General features: G+C 68.1%; 17 protein-coding genes and 1 tRNA gene. 8 read left to right on the top strand and 10 right to left on the bottom strand.

The features are described 5' to 3' along the window. Positions 1–144: 144 nt before the first annotated feature. From FO470_RS18210 to FO470_RS18190, 5 genes are all read right to left on the bottom strand, one after another. Positions 145–438, bottom strand: a complete 294-nt coding sequence (locus FO470_RS18210) for an aa3-type cytochrome c oxidase subunit IV (protein WP_144344397.1) — start codon at positions 436–438, stop codon at positions 145–147. A gap of 86 nt (positions 439–524) precedes the next feature. Beyond that, positions 525–1,907 carry an ABC1 kinase family protein gene (locus FO470_RS18205; RefSeq protein WP_144344396.1) on the bottom strand — a complete coding sequence of 461 codons (1,383 nt, stop codon included), beginning with the start codon at positions 1,905–1,907 and terminating at the stop codon, positions 525–527. A 62-nt stretch (positions 1,908–1,969) separates the two neighbouring features. Next, positions 1,970–2,467, bottom strand: coding sequence for a DUF6790 family protein (locus FO470_RS18200; protein WP_144344395.1), 498 nt, complete (start codon positions 2,465–2,467; stop codon positions 1,970–1,972). Between the two features lie 30 nt (positions 2,468–2,497). Then, positions 2,498–3,481, bottom strand: a complete 984-nt coding sequence (locus FO470_RS18195; RefSeq protein WP_244616765.1) for a heme-dependent oxidative N-demethylase family protein — start codon at positions 3,479–3,481, stop codon at positions 2,498–2,500. Between the two features lie 247 nt (positions 3,482–3,728). Then, on the bottom strand, positions 3,729–4,745 hold the full coding sequence (locus tag FO470_RS18190; RefSeq protein ID WP_144344394.1) for an MBL fold metallo-hydrolase: 1,017 nt from the start codon (positions 4,743–4,745) through the stop codon (positions 3,729–3,731). 96 nt (positions 4,746–4,841) lie between these two features. On the opposite strand from FO470_RS18190, the gene FO470_RS18185 reads away from it, so the two are divergent. Continuing rightward, positions 4,842–5,681: a helix-turn-helix domain-containing protein gene (locus FO470_RS18185; protein WP_144344393.1), complete on the top strand. Its 840-nt coding sequence runs from the start codon at positions 4,842–4,844 to the stop codon at positions 5,679–5,681. A gap of 9 nt (positions 5,682–5,690) precedes the next feature. Here FO470_RS18185 and FO470_RS18180 read toward each other — a convergent pair whose 3' ends face one another. Further along, positions 5,691–7,538 carry a M3 family oligoendopeptidase gene (locus tag FO470_RS18180; protein ID WP_144344392.1) on the bottom strand — a complete coding sequence of 616 codons (1,848 nt, stop codon included), beginning with the start codon at positions 7,536–7,538 and terminating at the stop codon, positions 5,691–5,693. A 177-nt stretch (positions 7,539–7,715) separates the two neighbouring features. Between FO470_RS18180 and FO470_RS18175 the strand changes: the two genes are divergently transcribed. Then, positions 7,716–8,435 carry a histidine phosphatase family protein gene (locus FO470_RS18175; RefSeq protein WP_144344391.1) on the top strand — a complete coding sequence of 240 codons (720 nt, stop codon included), beginning with the start codon at positions 7,716–7,718 and terminating at the stop codon, positions 8,433–8,435. Between the two features lie 58 nt (positions 8,436–8,493). Here the strand turns inward: FO470_RS18175 and FO470_RS18170 are convergent, their stop codons facing one another. Further along, positions 8,494–8,772: a hypothetical protein gene (locus tag FO470_RS18170; RefSeq protein ID WP_186292014.1), complete on the bottom strand. Its 279-nt coding sequence runs from the start codon at positions 8,770–8,772 to the stop codon at positions 8,494–8,496. A gap of 135 nt (positions 8,773–8,907) precedes the next feature. Between FO470_RS18170 and FO470_RS18165 the strand changes: the two genes are divergently transcribed. The 4 genes from FO470_RS18165 to FO470_RS18150 all read left to right on the top strand — a co-directional run bounded on the left by FO470_RS18165 (position 8,908) and on the right by FO470_RS18150 (position 12,576). Next, positions 8,908–9,165 (top strand): hypothetical protein, encoded by a 258-nt coding sequence (locus tag FO470_RS18165; protein ID WP_144344390.1) that lies wholly within the window; start codon positions 8,908–8,910, stop codon positions 9,163–9,165. A 161-nt stretch (positions 9,166–9,326) separates the two neighbouring features. Continuing rightward, positions 9,327–11,462, top strand: a complete 2,136-nt coding sequence (locus FO470_RS18160; RefSeq protein ID WP_144344389.1) for an FUSC family protein — start codon at positions 9,327–9,329, stop codon at positions 11,460–11,462. Between the two features lie 2 nt (positions 11,463–11,464). Continuing rightward, positions 11,465–11,695: a DUF1656 domain-containing protein gene (locus FO470_RS18155; protein WP_144344388.1), complete on the top strand. Its 231-nt coding sequence runs from the start codon at positions 11,465–11,467 to the stop codon at positions 11,693–11,695. Then, the gene (locus FO470_RS18150) at positions 11,686–12,576 is read left to right on the top strand and encodes an efflux RND transporter periplasmic adaptor subunit (RefSeq protein ID WP_144344387.1); all 891 of its coding nucleotides are present in this window, start codon (positions 11,686–11,688) and stop codon (positions 12,574–12,576) included. Before FO470_RS18155 ends, FO470_RS18150 begins: the two co-directional genes overlap by 10 nt. 44 nt (positions 12,577–12,620) lie before the next feature. Here the strand turns inward: FO470_RS18150 and FO470_RS18145 are convergent, their stop codons facing one another. Then, positions 12,621–13,022: a hypothetical protein gene (locus tag FO470_RS18145; RefSeq protein WP_144344386.1), complete on the bottom strand. Its 402-nt coding sequence runs from the start codon at positions 13,020–13,022 to the stop codon at positions 12,621–12,623. Positions 13,023–13,050: 28 nt separating this feature from the next. Here FO470_RS18145 and FO470_RS18140 point away from each other — a divergent pair, with 28 nt between their 5' ends. After that, positions 13,051–13,695 (top strand): cupin domain-containing protein, encoded by a 645-nt coding sequence (locus FO470_RS18140; RefSeq protein WP_246659633.1) that lies wholly within the window; start codon positions 13,051–13,053, stop codon positions 13,693–13,695. A 210-nt stretch (positions 13,696–13,905) separates the two neighbouring features. Here the strand turns inward: FO470_RS18140 and FO470_RS18135 are convergent. Both FO470_RS18135 and cpdR read right to left on the bottom strand, forming a co-directional pair. After that, a tRNA-Val gene (locus FO470_RS18135) sits at positions 13,906–13,980 on the bottom strand. Positions 13,981–14,085: 105 nt separating this feature from the next. Next, positions 14,086–14,445 carry a cell cycle two-component system response regulator CpdR gene (cpdR, locus tag FO470_RS18130; RefSeq protein ID WP_144344419.1) on the bottom strand — a complete coding sequence of 120 codons (360 nt, stop codon included), beginning with the start codon at positions 14,443–14,445 and terminating at the stop codon, positions 14,086–14,088. Positions 14,446–14,758: 313 nt separating this feature from the next. Between cpdR and FO470_RS18125 the strand changes: the two genes are divergently transcribed. Next, positions 14,759–15,637: an N-formylglutamate amidohydrolase gene (locus FO470_RS18125; protein WP_418655068.1), complete on the top strand. Its 879-nt coding sequence runs from the start codon at positions 14,759–14,761 to the stop codon at positions 15,635–15,637. Positions 15,638–17,002 lie beyond the last annotated feature (1,365 nt).

Raw genomic sequence — 17,002 nt, 5'->3', positions numbered from 1 at the left:
AATCCCGGACGCCAGGCCAGCACCCGAAGCCACAACAACCTCAGCTCCAAGGCCAATATAACGCCGTACCGTGTCGGCAGACGCGGCAACCCGTGGCTCCAAACCAGAGCTCTCTCTCAATACACAAATGCGCATGGCTGAATCTCAGGACGTCAGGATCATGGCGACGACGACGAGGCCGAGCAGCCCGAACAGCAGCTTGGGCTTGCCGTCCTTGGAAGCGAGGCCGACGGCCGTGACGGCGATCGAGGCCAGCGTGCCCAGGGTGAACAGGCCCCAGTGGCCGTTGACCGCGCCGACGGCGAGCGAGCCCATGAAGCAGACCAGGGCCACCGTGCCGACCAGCGTCAGTTTGACGAAGAACTCGTAGGTCCCCTCGTGCTCGGCGTAATCATTGCCCTCGGCCGTGGCGTATTCCGGCACTCCGTGGTCGGCCATCTGAGACCCCTCCAAAGGAATAATAAAAGCAAGCATCCGCTTTAGCGGAAGACGCCCGTCCGGGCAACGGCGCGCGCGGACGTCGCTCAGCCCAGTCCCGCCTCGCGCAGCGCGGCGCCTTGACGCGCCGCCACGCCCTCCACCGCGAAGTCGGCGATCGCCGCTTCGAACAGGGCGTGGAAGTTGAGCTCCGCCCGCAGATGCAGGAAAACGCCGCCGAGGCCGATGGCGGCGCGGTCCATGAAGACGAATTCGCGGGGTACGCGCACCGGCCCCTTTTCCTTCAGCGCCCGGTGGACGGTGAACGCCTCGCGGCGCCCGTACTCGCCCGGCGCCACGCCGTCGGCGATGCTGCGCACCCGGTCGTCGAGCAGCGGGCCGTAGATGAAGCGGGCCCAGATATTGAGCACGTCGATCAATTCCCGCGTCAGGCCACGGAAGCCCCAGGTCTCGTAGGCATGGACGACGCGGGCATCGTCGCCCTCCTGCAGGCCGCGGTAGAGATCGACCACGCCGCCGACGAAGCTGGGCGGGAAGATGCGGATGCAGCCATAATCGAGCAGGTTGATGCCGGCGGCCGCGCCGTCTTCCTCGAAGACCGTGTAGTTGCCCAGATGCGGGTCGCCATGGATGACGCCGAAGCGCGAGAAAGGCAGCCACCACGCCGCGAACATGGCGCGGGCGATGCGGTTGCGCACCTCCAGCGACTCGCCGACGAAATCGAGCAGGCGCCGCCCTTCCAGCCAGTCGAGGGTGAGCAGCCGCCCGGTCGACAGCTCCGGGCGCACGCGCGGCACAAGCACCGCCGGCTCGTCGGCCAGCATGAGGGCGTAGAGACCGGCATGGGCGGCCTCGCGGCGGTAATCGAGCTCCTCGCGCACCCGCGCGCCGATCTCCTCGGCGATCTCGGTGGTGTCGATCACCGGATCCATCCGCCGATGGATGGCAAGCAGCAGGTCGAGCTGCTGGAGGTCCGCCTCCACGGCGGACTGCATGTCGGGATATTGCAGCTTGCAGGCGAGCTCCGTGCCGTCGAGGGCGCGGGCGCGGTGCACCTGGCCGAGCGAGGCGGCGGCTGCCGGCTCCTTGTCGAAGGAAAGGAACCGGCTCATCCAGTCCGGCCCGAGCTCGGCCATCATGCGGCGCTTGACGAAGGCCCAGCCCATGGGCGGCGCCTGGTTCTGCAGCGTCGCCAGCTCGGCGGCATATTCGGGCGGCAGCGCGTCGGGAATGGTCGCCATCAGCTGGGCGACCTTCATGATCGGTCCCTTGAGCCCGCCCAGCGCCGCGGCGAGCGCGGCCGCGTTGCCGCCGCGCTGGTTCTCCAGCCCGAACAGCCGCGCGCCGGCGATCCGCGCGGCGACGCCGCCAACCTTCGTGCCGACGCGCGCATAGCGCAGCGCGCGGGCGCTCAGGCGGTTGGCCTCGCGGTCACGGGAGCCGGGATCGGGCTTTTCAGGATCGGACAAGGCGGCCTCGACGGTTGGCCTCTAGGTGGGGCGCCCGGCGCCATGCGCAACCGGGCGATGCGTCATGCCGCAGGCGCGCGCCGCGTCAGGCGCTGGAGCAGCAGCAGGCCGAGCACCGCGAGCGGGTTGATGAAATCCGTGTAGAGGATCGGCCCGGCATTGCCCGCCGCCATGTTGCCGGTCTCGGCGATCTGCACGAGGTGCCCGACACCCGCCCCGCCGAGGAAGCCGAAGGCCACCACGCCCACCGCCGCCCGGAAGCCCGGCGAGCGCAGGAAGGCGCCGATCACCCCGGCGAGGCCGATGCCGAGATTGGCCATGCCGACCTCGAACTGGAACGGGCTCGGCGCCCAGCCGATGGAGGCGGCCGCCTGCTCGGCGAAGAAGACGTGCCCGAGAAAGGCCCACAGCCCCATCACGCCGACGGGGAAGAGCAGGATGTAGCGCAGCAACTGGTCGACGACCGCGCCGAAGGTGATCGGGCGCGGACCGCGCAGCAGCACGAGGACGGCGGCGACGATGGCGGCGAGCCACGACAGCAGCGGGAACCAGAAGACCACGGCAACCTCCCCTTCGAGTCGGGGAAAAGCTTAGTCGCCGCCGGCAATGCGCTCCAGCGCGCCCGCCACCGCGTCGCGGTGCTCGGTGAGCGCCTTGTAGGCGAGCTGTTCCGCGTCGAGGCCGAGGATCTGCTCGCGCAGCGAGGCGGCGAGCGCCCGGCCCTCGGGGTGGCGGCGGAAGGCGGTGAACGGGTCGACATGGATGCGCACGGTGAACAGCATGTCGCCGCTTTCCGGCATGCGCCGCAGCGTCTGCCGCTCGACCCGCACGAAGGCCTCGGGCGCGAGGTTGGCGGGATCCTCGAACCAGTCGCGCGGGCGCTCCTTGGATTCGGGATGGTGCAGCTCGTCGTCGGGATAGATCGACCAGTTCACCCGCCAGACCGGCTGATCGACCTTCAGGTTCTCGAAGATGCGGTTCATCACCTTGGCGAGCTTGGACTGATAGCCGGGCACCGCCTCATGCAGCCCGTCCAGCGACTGGCCGAAGCGGTCGGCCAGCGACCAGGCGGAGGGAAAGCACAGCACGGCGGCGACGAGGCGATAGCCCTCTTCGCTCTTCGTCAGGATCAGCAGGTCGTCGGAGACGAGGTGCCCGGCGATGGCGAGCGGCGGCTCGCTCTCGTCGTCGAGGTCGAAGCTGCGCCCGGTCGGCAGCACGGTGATGCGGCGCCCTTCCAGCCGGTAGAGATCGGGATAGCGCTCCGTGATGTGCGCGACGACCAGCTCCAGCGCCTCGCGCTGGGAGGCGCGCGTGCCCGGCTCCTCGCGCAGCACCACGCCGCGCTTGTCGCGGATCAGCACCTCCCGCTCGGCCAGCCGCGCCGCGAGCTTCGGGTCCGGCTCGATCCACTCGGCAAGGTCGAGCGGCGCGAGACCGATGGAGAAGGCCTTGCGCGAGCCGTCAAAAGGCGTGTGCGCGAACGGCGCCGCCTCGGCATCGGCGGCGGACGGAAAGGCGGGCGTGGGGGTGGCGAGGTTCATCGGCTTCGTGCGGCTCGAGGGTCCGGGCATTCGCCCGCTCAGGCCACCAGCTTAGAACGTGTGCAGCCTTTCCGTCAGCCCAACTTTTCGCCAGTCGCATTGTAACGGCGCGCTATGGCTGCGTACCCATCCACCGTTCCGCCATCCGGCCGCAGGCGAAACCAGGCTCGCCCCGGGATCCGCGACGTCTTCAACTGCCCAAGACGTGGATGGCCGGGACAAGCCCGGCCATGACGGCTGCATTTCCATTCAGGTGCCCGGCGGGCACGGATCGGACCTAGAAATCCAGCTGGTACGTCACCGGAATCCAGCGATAGGCATCGCCGCGCCGCTCGACATAGCCGATGGACGGGAAGGAGGAATGATAGGCCGCGACCGCCAGCCGGTCCGTCGCGACCATGTCGTAGATCCTGCGCCGCGTGGCGACGCCGGCCTCCTTGTCCTGGTCGAACAGGGCATGCCATTCGGGATGGGCCAGCGAGGCCACCTCGTGATGTGCGCAATCGCCCCAGGCGAGCAGGCGCTGGCCGTCGCTCTCGATATGGAAAGCGAGATGGCCGGGCGTGTGGCCATGGGCCTTCACCGCGCGGATGCCGGACACCACCTCCCCCTCCGGGTCGACGAAGCTCGTCCGGTCGGCGAGCGGCAGGAGGTGCGAGCGGAACATCACGGCGGAGCGGTATTCATTGCTCTCCTTCGGCATGGCCAGCGCCGTGTCGCCCTTCCAGAAGTCGAACTCGGTCGCCCCAACCACATAGCGGGCCTTGGGAAAGGTCGGCTTGCCATCGGTCAACAGCCCCCCGATGTGGTCGGGATGGGCATGGGTGAGAACGACGACGTCCACCTGCTCGGGCGTATAGCCGGCGGTGGCGAGCGACTTGACCAGCCAGCCGCCGGCGGGAGGCGGCACGAAGCCCTCCGTGCCGTTGCCCGCGTCGAACAGGATCAGTTCCCGGCCGGTATTGACGAGCAGTGGCGAGAAGCCGGGGCGGAAGCGCTTCTCCGGTAGGAGATTGGCGCGCATCAGCTGCTCCACCTCCGTCGGCGGGCGGTCCTGCCCGACAATGGGCCACGGCCCGTCGATCATCGCGCTGGCGTCGAGCAGGCTGGTAACCTCGAAGGAGCCGAGCCGGAAGCGCTGGAAAACCTGGGGAGCAGCGCCGAGGGCGGGCGCCTCGGCCATCGCCGGCGGGGCACGCAGCACGGCGGGGGCGGCCAGCATCGCCGCGGCGGATGCGAGCGCCTGACGACGGCTCAGCAGTCCGCCCTGGAGCGGACGAGGGGTTCGGGACATGGCGTCTTCCTCCGGCGGCCCGCTTCGCGGCGGGCGTCTTTCATGGTTCACTGGCGTCGCCCGCCAGCCGCGAGCGCACCTGTGAGGAGGCTAGCCATGGCCCCGCCGGGCCGCTTGTACGAACGTGCGGATACCGTGCCCGGCACCGCGCCGCCGGGGCCGCTCTGGCACCTTGACGCCCGGCGGACCTGCTTCATCGGACCGCTCACCTACAATGCGCCGCACCAGCATGGCGCCCCGGTCTTCCTGAGCGGCCTCTACGGACCGTTCGGCCTGAGGATCGGCAACGGCCCGTGGCGCTCCGCCCGCACGGCGATGATCCCGGCCGGCGTGGTGCACGAGCTCGATATCGGCGGAAACCCGATCGGCGTGCTCTATATCGAGCCGACGCTGGAGGGCGCCCACACGCTGGCCGCCCTCACCGCCTCCGCCGAGGAGGCCGACGGCGCGCTGGTCGGCCGGGGCGGCGAGATTTCGGTGATGCGTGAGCTATGGGAGGACGCGGCCAGCATCGACTGGGCCGGCGCGGCGCTCGACGATCTGCTGGGCTTCGGCACGCGCAGGGCCCGCCGCGCGATGGACCCGCGGGTGGCGCGGGCCTTGGCCCTGCTGGAATCGGGCACGGAAGGCGCCCCCGGTGTCGCCGCCGCCTGCGCGCAGGTCGGGCTGTCGCCCCACCATTTCCAGCACCTGTTCACGCGCGAGGTCGGCGTGCCCTATCGCCGCTACCGCGCCTGGACGCGCATGCGCGCGGCCATCGCCGCCGTGGCGGCGGGGAGCAACTTCACCCACGCCGCGCACGCCGCCGGCTTCTGCGACCAGGCGCATTTCACGCACGACTTCCGCCGCACCTTCGGCGCCCCGCCCTCCTGGAGCCTTCAGGGCGTCAGGCTCTCGGGAGACGCGGCGCGCCGCAAGGCCGCCGCGCATCCGTAAGGCGGAGGCTCACGCCTCCTCCTCCATCGCCTCCAGCTCGGCGATCATGCGCTCGATGAGGTTGAGGCCGGTCTGCCAGAAGGCCGGGTCGCGCGCATCGAGGCCGAACGGCTTGAGCAGCTCCGAATGATGCCTGGTGCCGCCCGCCGCCAGCATGCCGAGATAGCGCTCGGCGAAGCCTTCCGAGGCGTTCTCGTAGACCGCGTAGAGCGAGTTCACCAGGCAGTCGCCGAAGGCGTAGGCGTAGACGTAGAACGGCGAATGGATGAAGTGGCCGATATAGACCCAGTAGTTCTCGTAGCCGGGGCCGAGATGGATACCCTCGCCGAGGCTCTCGGCCTGCACCTCCATCCAGATCTGGCAGATGCGCTCGGCGGTCAGCTCGCCGTTCTTGCGCTCGGTGTGGATGCGCCGCTCGAAGGTGTAGAAGGCGATCTGGCGCACCACCGTGTTGATCATGTCCTCGACCTTCGAGGCCAGCATCGCCTTGCGGGCGCGGGCATCCGGCGCCGCCGCCAGCAACCGGCGGAAGGTCAGCATCTCGCCGAACACGGAGGCCGTCTCGGCGAGCGTCAGCGGCGTCGGCGCCATCAGCGCGCCGTTGGGCGCGGCGAGCACCTGATGCACGCCATGACCGAGTTCGTGGGCGAGCGTCATCACGTCGCGCGGCTTGCCGAGATAGTTCAGCAGCACATAGGGGTGCGCGGAGGGCACGGTCGGATGGGCGAAGGCGCCCGTCGCCTTGCCCGGCCGCACGCCGGCATCGATCCAGCTCTTGTCGAAGAAATCGCGGGCGATGTCGGCCATGCGCGGGGAGAAGGTGGAATAGGCGCCGAGCACGGTGTCGCGGGCCTCCTCCCAGCCGATGGTGCGGGTCTCGACCTTCGGCAGCGGGGCGTTGCGGTCCCAGTACTCCAGCTTCTCCTTGCCGAACCACCTGGCCTTCAGCTTGTAGTAGCGGTGCGCGAGGCGCGGATAGGCGGCGTGCACGGCGGAAACCAGCGCGTCCACCACCTCGCGCTCGACCCGGTTGGCGAGGTGGCGCGAATCCGCGATGTCCTCGAAGCCACGCCAGCGGTCGGAGATGTCCTTGTCCTTCGCCAGCGTGTTGGTGATGAGGGTGAACAGGCGCAGATTCTCGCCGAACACCTTGGCCAGCGCCTCGGCGCCGACGCGACGCTTGTCCTCGTCCGGCTCGGCGAGGAAGTTCAGCGCCTGCTCCAGCGGCAGGATCTCGCCCGCCACATCGAAGCGCAGGCCGGCGATGGTCTCGTCGAACAGGCGGTTCCAGGCGCCGCGCCCGGTGACGCCCTTCTCGTGGAAGAGCTGCTCGATGCGGTCTTCGAGCTGGTAGGGCTTCTCGGCGCGGACGTCCTCGATCCACGGCCGGTACTTGCCGAATTCCGGGGCGGCGAGCGCCGCTTCCATCTTCGCGTCGTCGAGCCGGTTCAGCTCCAGCGTGAAGAACAGGAGATGCGTCGAGGCCTCGGTGAGCTTCTCCTGCACGTCGCCATAGAACTTGGCGCGCACGGGATCGGTGGTGTCGCCGGAATAGACGAGACCGGCATAGGAGTAGAGCCGGCCGAGCAGGTCCTCGATCTTCTCGTAGCGGGACACGATGGTCGCCATCTGCCCGCCGGCATCGGCGCCGTCGAGAATGCCCGCCAGCTTGCCCTTGTAGGCTTCCTCGAAATTCGCGCACTCGGCGGCGATGGCCGCGAGGTCCGACTGAAGTTCGGGGGAGTCGAGGCCGGGATAGAGATCCGACAGGTCCCATTGCGGCAGGTTGTCGAGAGCGGCGCCGGAGGCGTCGGGCGAACGGGGCACGAAGGCGAGACGATCGAGACGGCGCAGCATGGTCACTCCGACGGTAAGGTGTCGTCCAGTGATATCGTGCCGCCCCGCGCGCTATCAATCCGCCAGATCATCAAACTCGTCCGCGGCCGTGCTTTTTGCCGGATGCCGCCGGAGCGCTTGCGGCGGCCCCGCAACCCGAGCATGGTACCGCCCCGCTGTTTCCCGGAGCCCCCCTCAATGGTGCCGACCCGCCTGCTGGCAGCCCTCCTCGCAATGTCCCTGCTGGTGCCCGCGACGCTTGCCCATGCCGCGCCGAAGCGCATCATCATCGCCCGCCACGGCGAGAAGCACACGCCGCTCAGCCTGTGCAGCATCGGCAAGGAGCGGGCGCAGGCGCTGGCGGCGCAGTATCTCAGCCCCGCGAGCCCGATGAGCCTGCTGAAGGGCGAGAAGCCCGCCGCCGTCCTCGCCGTCACCCTGCATACGCTGGAGACGGCCCGGCCGACCGCGAAGGCGTGGGGCCTGCGGATCGCCACCGATCCGCTGATGCTGACGCCGATCCGCAACAACCGCTATTTCAACAGCCTGATCAACGCGCAGAACCGGCGCGTGGTGCGCGACCTGCTGGAGAACCCGCGCTGGCACGGCCAGACGGTGGTGATGGTGTGGGAGCATTTCCACATTGCCAGCGAGGCGCTGGAGAAGGAGTTCGCCGGCGAGCAGGTGACGCTGCGCCAGTTGCTCCACCTCGACCGCATCCCGAAGGCGCGGGTGCCGAAGACCTGGCCGGACTCGAACTACAATTTCTTCTGGATCCTCACCTATGACCGGCCGCAGGACACGGTGCCGAGCCGGTTCCGGGTGGTCCGCCAGTATTTCGCCGAGCCCTACGCCAATCTCCCGTCCAACGACTGGGGCGCTCCCGAGCCCCTGCCGCCCGGCAGCGGCTGCTCCTGAAGCAAAAAGGGCGCCCCGCAGGGCGCCCCAGTACATTCGCCAGGAAAGGAAAACAGCCTCAGTTGAAGCTGCGCTTCACCCGCTGCACCGGCGAGTCTCGTCCCTGATAGAGCGGCCCGAAGAACGGCTGATAGAGCGGCGTGCCCTTGTTCTGGCGGACCTGCTGCTTGCGCACGCGCTCATGCTCGCGCAGTTGCACGCGGTCGGAATTGTCGCCGGCCCGCGCCTCGTTGCGGGGCCCGGCCGAGGTGGCGGACGCCGGCGCCGCGGCCACCAGAAAAGCGGCCGCGGCAAGAGCCATAACGCTGGTCGTCACACCTGTCTTCGCGAGGTTCATATCTGCCTCCCATTTCGGTCGATCGGGACGACAACGATGCAGGCCGCGATTGGTTTCCTGAACGTCATCCTGTCCGGAACGAAAGAAACCTCGACGCCGGCCGGAACCCGGCATCGGCTGAGCCGTTAGGCCGGCATGGATCCGAGCGCCATTCCCCCCGCCCTCATCCCGCCGCTGCGCCTGCGTGCCGGCCGGGAACTCGTCGACATCGCCACGCTGGACGAGGCTCTCACCTTTGCCGAGCGCAATCCCCAGCCGCATGGCGACTATGAGGGGATGATCCGGCGTCTTCAGGCGGCGAGCAGCACCGAAGACATCATCGAGGCCGGCAACGCCTTTCGCTGGTGGGCGGAATCCAACGCGCTGATCGTCGAGCCCGGCCTGCCGGATTAGGCGGCCACCTCCGCCCCTCCCGTCGCCCACACGCCAGACAGCCGCCGCGAGGGCGCGGCGATCTGTGCACGACCGGCACCACATGCCCGGCAGGCTATGCCGGCCCGTCGCGGGCCGTGTAGGATGCGCGATCGGCAAGGCAGCAGGGCAAGTGGGGCAGGATGAGCGTCGCTGAGGTGGCCGGTGAGACGCGACGTCTTGCGTTCCCCGTCGATCTCGGCTGGCGCAATGTCGTGTTCTCCGTGCGCACGGCGCTTGCGGCGATCGTCGCCCTCGCGATCGCCTTCTGGTTCGAGCTCAGCGACCCGCAATGGGCGACCCTCACCGTCTATCTGCTGGCCCAGCCGACCGTCGGCGCCGCCGTCGCCAAGGGCGCGTGGCGCACGGTGGGGACCGTTTTCGGCGGGCTCACGGGCCTCGTGCTGGTGGCCTGGTTCTCGCAGGCGGCGGAACTGCTCGTGGCCGCCACGGTGCTGGTGGTCGGGGCGAGCTTCTATGCCGGCGCCCGCCTGCGCAACTACGCTTCCTACGGCACGCTGCTGGCGGGCTATACGGCCCTGCTCGTCTCCTATGAGGGATCCAGCGACCCGCTCAACGCATGGTCGATCGCCGCCGACCGGGTACTGGAGATCCTCATCGGCATCGCCTGCGTGACGGCCGCGAGCACCATCGTCATGCCGCGCTATGCCGGCGACGCGCTTCGCGCTGCACTGTCCCGCACCTTCACCAGCCTTGCGACCTACGCGGCCACCGCCTTCCGCCTGGCCACGCCCCCGGCCGCCTTCGCCGCCATGCGCCGGCGGATGATCGCCGAGGTGGTGTCCTTCGACGCGCTCCGTTCCTACGCCGTCTTCGAGGCCCCCGAAATGCGGGTCGACGCGTGGGCGCTGCGGCGGACGGTGCGGGAATTCCTCGTCGTGCTTTCCGTGGCGCGCGGCCTTTACGTCCGGCTCGACGACTTCCGCGAAGCCGGCTCGCAGATGGTGCTCGAGCGGATACGCCCGACGCTCGACGCCGCGGCCAGCCGGCTCGAACGGATCGCCGCCGACCCGTCGGCCTGGAGCGACCGGCGACGCCTGCGCCGCCACCTGCTGGACCAGCGGCTGGCGCTGCGCGACGCCGAGCGGAAGATCGAGGACATGGCCGGCAGCGTCCCGGTCGATGCGCTGGCCAACGGCCTGCTGATCCTGCGGCGCTCGGGCGACGTGCTGCACGAACTTTCCATGGTGGTTGTCGCCGAATCCGCGAGCCTGCGGCGCGCGCCCTCCGCGCCGACCGGTCAGCCGGTCCGACCGCGTCCTGACCCCGGCGACCGGAAGGAAGCGCTGCTGATCGCATTGCGCGCCATGACCGCTCTGTCGCTGCTGAGCGCATTCTGGCTGGCGACCGCGTGGAACATGGGGTTCACCGCCGTTTCCGGCGGCTCCATCATGCTCTTCTTCGCGGTCAACCAGGACAATCCGCAGGCCGGCGCACGTGCTTTCCTGACCTGGAGCGCCGTCGGCATTCTGGTCGCCTACGCGGTGATGATCTTCGTGTTTCCCTACCTCGAAGGATATGGAAGCCTCGCCCTGGTGCTGATGCTGGTGCTCATCCCCGCCGGCCTGATGGCCGGAACGCCCAGCCGCGCCTGGGCGGGGATCGCGCTCGGCGGCTTCACCATATCCCAGATCGGCACCGCCAATGTGTTCGTCCCGAACGAGCTTGCCTTGGTCAATTCGGCGGCCGCGCTGCTGCTGGGCATGGTCGGTTGCCTCGCCGTCCTCACCGTCTTTCCGGTGACGTCACGGGTCCGGCGGGGCCAGAGCTGGGCACGCACCGTCGGCGTCCACCTGCCGACGGTGGCACGCGGCAATACGATGCCCCGGCAGGCCGCCGACCGCATCGTCTCCATGCTGGCGTCACTGCTGCCGCGCCTCGCGCTCGACCGCCAGAGCGACGACGACTTCCTGACCGGCACGCTCGGCGCCGCCTCCGCGGCGCTCGAACTCGGCCGGCTGCGCGACGCCGCGGCGGATCCGGCGATGCCGGCGGAGGCCGCCCGCACCATCGAGCGGTTTCTGGACCAGTTCGCCGGATCGCTCGAGCGCCTCGCGCTGGGGCGCGACCGGCAACGCGCCATCGCCGAGGCAGAGGCCATCGTGGCCGACGCCCGCGCGGCTTTCGCCGGCCTGACGCTGGCGCCCGGCCCGCCCGCGACCCGGGCCGTGCTGCGCGCCGCCGCCTCGCTCCGCTTCATCGCCGACCGCTTCATCCGCGACCGGGCCTATCTCGAACGCAGCTTCGCGGGGAACTGAGCATGCCGGTGCCGAACCTCGCCTTGTTCCATCCGCTGGAATTCGTCGGCTTCTACGTATCGCCGCTGGTTCTGTGGGCCGCCGTGGCGATCATTCCCTACACGCTGGTCCATCTTCTGCTGAGCCGTTTCAATCTCTATCGTTTCGTCTGGCATCGCTCACTGTTCAACCTCGGCCTCTACGTGCTGATGGTCGGTGCCCTGGTCGCTTTCGGGACAGGCATATGGCTGTAGTCGCATCGGCGATGCGTGTTCTCGTCACCCTTCTCGTCGTGGCTGCCGCCGGCGTGGTTGGCTGGTGGCTGTGGGATTTCTACATGCGCGCGCCCTGGACGCGGGACGCGCGAGTGCTCGCCAATGTGGTGGAGGTCGCCCCGGACGTCTCCGGGCTCGTCGACCAGATCAACGTCGTCGACAACCAGTCCGTCTCGAAGGGAGACGTGCTGTTCGTGATCGACCGGCAGCGCTTCACCCTCGCGCTCCAGCAGGCGCAGGCGAGCGTGGCGCAGGCCCAGCAGGCGCTGAAGCTGGCGCAGGACAACGCCGACCGCGACGAGCGGCTGATGACCACCGATCCCAGCGCCATCTCGGCCGTGAGCGCCGAGACCTCCCGCACCCAGGCGTCCGAGCGGCAGGCAGCGCTGGAACTGGCCCAGGCGCAGCTGCGCACCGCCGAGCTCAACCTCGAACGCAGCACCGTCCGGGCGCCGGTGAACGGGTTCGTCACCAACCTGACGGCCACGGTCGGCGACTATGCGACGACCGGCGACGGCGTCCTCGCCGTCGTCGACCGCGATTCCTTCTACGTCTACGCCTACTTCATGGAGACCAAGCTTCCGGCGATCGCTGTCGGCGACACCGCCGAAGTCCGGCTGATGGCCGGCGGAACGATCCTGCGCGGCACGGTCCAGGGGGTCAGCCGGGCCATTGCCAACCCGACGGTGACGAAGGGCGGTCTGCTGCCGGCGGTCGATCCCAATTTCGAGTGGATCCAGCTGGCCCAGCGCATTCCGGTGCGCATCGCCATCGACAGCGTGCCACCCGGCGTCGTGCTGTCGGCCGGCATGTCCGCGACCGTGGTGGTCCGTTCCGCCTCGTCCGCAACGCCGCGCTGAGCGCAGGAAGGTTCACCGGGCGGACCAGGAACGGCGTGGACAGGCTATTGTCCGCGCGACGCGAGGCAGGGATCCAGCACCACATGGTGCGCATCCAGCCGGCCATACCCGCCGCCGAACACCACCTCGTCGCCGCGCGCGAGGCCGTTGGCGTTGTAGGTGACGCACATCACCTGCACCTCGGAAGGCTCGCACATCAGCAGATAGGCCATCACGCCGTCGGCATGCACGCCGGTGAGCCGTCCCTTGATGCCGAGTGTGATGCGCTTGTCCGTTGCCGGCGCCCGGTCCGCCCAGTGCCGTATCGTCTCGCAGCTGGCGAGCTTTTCCGGATAGGCCTCGCCGGGCCGGAACGGGCTCTCGGGATCGCAGCAGGCGCTTTCCGCGAATGAGGGCGGCGCCGACAGGACCAGCGCCATGGAAAGCAGAATGCGGCGAGCCTTCATCGGGGCGCTCCATCATGAATCCCCACGCATGATGATGAACGGTGTGGCGGCACACCGGCGAAACTGCGACCTTCCCCCCTCGCTCCTGCGCAGGCGCGTCAATGCGCGCGGCAAGCTGCTGGTGTCGTCTTCGCGCAACGCTCTATCGTCTCCCCCTGCGGGAGCACAAGGGGACCAAGGGGAGGCCAAAGGGGGAGCAATGCCGTTCCGGTTTCATCGTTCGTCGGGTGACGAAGCGCCGATCCTCATCCCCGCCATCGGCCTCACGCTCCGCGTCGCCCTGCCACCGTCCCTGAGCGACGGCGAGATGACGGCCATCGAGACCGTCAACATGCCCGGCTTCGGTCCGCCGCTGCACCGGCACGCCGAGACGGAAGTGTTCCGCGTCATCGAGGGGCGCTACCTCTACCAGTGCGACGGGGAACGCTTCGAGGCCGGCGCCGGCGACGTCGTTACCATTCCCGGCGGATCCGCCCATGCCTTCGTCAACATCAGCGACAAACCGGCGCGCCAGTTTGTCCTGATCCTGCCGGGGCTCGATGCCGAGGCGTTCTTCACCCAGCTTGGCGCCGTCATGCGGGACGGGGTACCCGACGCCGCCGCGCTGAACGCGTTCGGCAAGGCGTGGGGCGTGGAGTTCCTGGGGCCTCCCCTCAGGGCGACGGTGGGGTGAACCGCCACGGTCGAGGCGCCGTCCCGTCTGCACAAGCGATTCGAGAGCGAAAGCGGAGGGCGCTGATCCGGGTTCAGCCTTTCACCGTTCGTCGACGTCAGCGGGGCGATTCCGGACGTCATCAAGCGGCAGCAGGTTCGGCGACACCCGAGCCCGCCACGTTCTGGCGGGCCTGCGTGGCGCGAGGCCGTTGATTTTGAAGGCTTGGAATGGTGGGCGCGACAGGGATTGAACCTGTGACCCCTACGATGTCAACGTAGTGCTCTCCCGCTGAGCTACGCGCCCATTCCGATGCTCTTGTCGAGCGGGGCTCCCCTATATCGGGAAGCCCGCCGCCGCGCAAGCCGGGGATTCTGGCTGTGGACGGCGGCAGGGGAAAACAGCCGCGGCTCAGGCCGCGAGCATCTTGCCGACCTCGTTGACGAGATCGCGCAGGTGGAACGGCTTCGACAACACCTTGGCGTCCTTGGGCGCCTGGTTGTCGGCGTTCAGCGCCACGGCCGCGAAGCCGGTGATGAACATCACCTTGATGTCCGGATCGAGCTCGGTGGCGCGGCGGGCGAGTTCGATGCCGTCCATCTCCGGCATGACGATATCGGTCAGCAGCAGTTCGAACGGCTCCTCGCGCAGCCGGTCATAGGCCGAACGGCCATTGTCGAAGGCCACGACCTCGTAGCCTGCATTCTCAAGCGCCTTGACCAGAAAACGACGCATGTCGTGGTCGTCTTCGGCGAGCAGGATCTTCAGCATCCCGGACATCCCGATTCTCCAGCGCGGCCGCACCGCCGGTCCACCGGACCGGCACAGGCATCGACCGTCGCATGCACGTCCCCCTTGGGTACCTCGCCGCCTCTTAGCACATCGTGAACGCCGGCCGCTCCATCCCCGGCCGGCGGCGCTTTTCCTCTCGCTTACGTGTTCGCAGATTCCCACGCCGAGGCGGGCCGCCCGCATTCCGCACCGGGAACGCGCATGCTAGACAGGTCTAAAGGCGCGGGAGGCGCCGCGCTCTGTCCGGTGCGGGCTGCGGCGCAAGGAAGCGCGATCAGGTTCGGACAGAATGATGGCCGTCATAGCCGACACAATCGATCCGGTCTTCGAGATCGTGCAGCCGGCCCTGCCCATCGCGCCTTTCCTGTTCAACTCCCCGCACAGCGGCGTCGTCTATCCGCGCGCCTTCGTCGAGCAGTCGCGGCTCGAGCTGCCGACGCTGCGCCGTTCCGAGGACACGCTGGTCGATGCCCTCTTCCGCGATGTGACGCGGCTGGGCATGGGATTCATGCGGGCGCATTTCCCGCGCTGCTATCTCGACGTGAACCGCGAGCCCTATGAGCTCGACCCGCGCATGTTCGAGGGGCGGCTGCCGGCCTATGCGAACACCCGCTCGATGCGGGTTTCCGGCGGGCTCGGCACCATCGCCCGCATCGTCGGCGAGGCGCAGGAGATCTACGCCCGGCGCATTCCGGTCGACGAGGCCATCACCCGCATCGACGCACTCTACAAGCCCTATCACCGCGCCCTGCGGCAGCTCATGGTGCAGATGCAGCGCAGCTTCGGCGTGGCGGTGCTGGTGGACTGCCACTCCATGCCGTCCGGCTGCCAGCGGGATTCGCGCGTGGATATCGTCATCGGCGATCGCTACGGCACCAGCTGCGCCGCCGCCATTCCCGACATCATGGAAGCCGAGCTGCGGCGCCGGGGCTATTCGGTGGTGCGCAACAAGCCCTATGCCGGCGGCTTCATCACCGAGCACTACGGCAATCCGGCCTCGGGCATGCACGCGGTCCAGATCGAGATCAACCGCGCGCTTTATATGCACGAGGCCACTTATCAGCCCTCCGAACGCTTCGAAATTGTGCGCAGCGACCTGCTCGATGTCGCTCTCGCGCTGTCACGAATTACTCATATTGAGCTGGCGCCGCTCCGAACCGCCGCCGAATAATTCTTGTTTTTCAGAGAGTTAACGGACTACCCGCAAAAAATTGATCGTGTGATGCAAAAGGCCGCATAAGAGCCTTGCATTTTGCACATGAGACCTATACGAATTCTGCACGCTCGGTTCCGGGCCGATTGTTCCCTACCGCTTGTTCGGGTTTGGCCGCGAATGGCGCGGAGGGAACCGGTCGGCCTTCGAGATCGAGCTGCCCTTTCTTGGGTACGCGGGCCTGCAACGAAGACGACCACGCAAGATGGCAAAAGCCGCGGCGGGCGCATCTTCGGTCCGGTACAAAAGAAAGAGGCCGCTTACGCAGCGCGCAAGCGGCCCAAGTCTAGGGAGGAAACGCCCAAGGAGGGCTGTACGGAGCGACGCCAATCGCTGCGTACGAGACTGAAGATGTAGGTGCATTGCGGAATAATCAAGGCAGGCACTGGGATTTTCTGGCATACCAGATACATATCGAGACCAGCGTGGCATTAATGCCGCACTCGACGGTGGCCTGACACCTCAAATAATGATTTTCGCCTTGCGGGCGCTGGTGGATTGGGTCGGGGGGCACGACCTGCCGGCGCCCGTTTCCATTTGCCCGCCTCGCGGGCTGCCCGGAAAGTGCCCAGGCCCGCCCTCCCGGCAACCGGCAGCACCATACCGTTGCGTCGCCATTTTCCCCGCTTCCTGCCATACGCACCGCAGACGCCGGCGGAAAAGAAAGAGGCCGCTTACGCAGCGCGCAAGCGGCCCAAGTCTAGGGAGGAAACGCCCAAGGAGGGCGGCGACAGCGCGACGCCAATCGCGCCGTCGCAACGCAATATCCATAACTGTGCGACGCACAAGTGACAAGCGCCAAGCGAAAGAAACGAAACCGGCATTTGGTCGCAGCCGGTTCGAATGTCGCAAATCGCGCACAGTGTGCGCCTGCCCCATCCGCCGACAGATCGACTCTCTCCTGAGCAGCATCGACTCGCCGAGCGCCACACGGCCGCGCGAGGGACGAGCCTCATCAGCGGCGCAGGAAGAAGGCACCGGACAAGAACGCTGACTTTTCAGGGGGTTGAAAAAGAAAGGGGCCGCTCACGTTGCCGGAGCGGCCCAAGTCTAGGGAGGAAACGCCCAAGGAGGGCGGCGGTGAAGCGACGCCAATCGCTGCACCGCACTGCAATAATATGGCAGCTTCGCTTCCCAATAGCAACGACGAAACTGCTCATTTCTTGACCTTGCCGGAATAGGAGCCATGCGTAGAACGCGGGGCATTCTGAGTGGCGCCCCTCACCTCCGCCTCATGGCTCCGCGCCCTTCCCTCCGCGCTGGCAGCCGCGCGGTGAATGGACACCGGAGAGAGATTGCCGAGCACCGCGCCTCCCGATATGC

The organism is Ancylobacter moscoviensis, from assembly GCF_007559435.1.
Taxonomy (GTDB): domain Bacteria; phylum Pseudomonadota; class Alphaproteobacteria; order Rhizobiales; family Xanthobacteraceae; genus Ancylobacter; species Ancylobacter moscoviensis.
This window is presented reverse-complemented; position numbering and strand designations above follow the sequence as displayed.

Bases quoted from the DNA above. Each gene is read 5' to 3' on its own strand.
- FO470_RS18210 (WP_144344397.1), bottom strand. From the start codon at position 438: ATGGCCGACCACGGAGTGCCGGAATACGCCACGGCCGAGGGCAATGAT.
- FO470_RS18195 (WP_244616765.1), bottom strand. From the start codon at position 3,481: ATGCCCGGACCCTCGAGCCGCACGAAGCCGATGAACCTCGCCACCCCC.
- FO470_RS18190 (WP_144344394.1), bottom strand. From the start codon at position 4,745: ATGTCCCGAACCCCTCGTCCGCTCCAGGGCGGACTGCTGAGCCGTCGT.
- FO470_RS18185 (WP_144344393.1), top strand. From the start codon at position 4,842: ATGGCCCCGCCGGGCCGCTTGTACGAACGTGCGGATACCGTGCCCGGC.
- FO470_RS18180 (WP_144344392.1), bottom strand. From the start codon at position 7,538: ATGCTGCGCCGTCTCGATCGTCTCGCCTTCGTGCCCCGTTCGCCCGAC.
- FO470_RS18175 (WP_144344391.1), top strand. From the start codon at position 7,716: ATGGTGCCGACCCGCCTGCTGGCAGCCCTCCTCGCAATGTCCCTGCTG.
- FO470_RS18170 (WP_186292014.1), bottom strand. From the start codon at position 8,772: ATGAACCTCGCGAAGACAGGTGTGACGACCAGCGTTATGGCTCTTGCC.
- FO470_RS18165 (WP_144344390.1), top strand. From the start codon at position 8,908: ATGGATCCGAGCGCCATTCCCCCCGCCCTCATCCCGCCGCTGCGCCTG.
- FO470_RS18160 (WP_144344389.1), top strand. From the start codon at position 9,327: ATGAGCGTCGCTGAGGTGGCCGGTGAGACGCGACGTCTTGCGTTCCCC.
- FO470_RS18155 (WP_144344388.1), top strand. From the start codon at position 11,465: ATGCCGGTGCCGAACCTCGCCTTGTTCCATCCGCTGGAATTCGTCGGC.
- FO470_RS18150 (WP_144344387.1), top strand. From the start codon at position 11,686: ATGGCTGTAGTCGCATCGGCGATGCGTGTTCTCGTCACCCTTCTCGTC.
- FO470_RS18145 (WP_144344386.1), bottom strand. From the start codon at position 13,022: ATGAAGGCTCGCCGCATTCTGCTTTCCATGGCGCTGGTCCTGTCGGCG.
- FO470_RS18140 (WP_246659633.1), top strand. From the start codon at position 13,051: ATGATGATGAACGGTGTGGCGGCACACCGGCGAAACTGCGACCTTCCC.
- cpdR (WP_144344419.1), bottom strand. From the start codon at position 14,445: ATGCTGAAGATCCTGCTCGCCGAAGACGACCACGACATGCGTCGTTTT.
- FO470_RS18125 (WP_418655068.1), top strand. From the start codon at position 14,759: ATGGCCGTCATAGCCGACACAATCGATCCGGTCTTCGAGATCGTGCAG.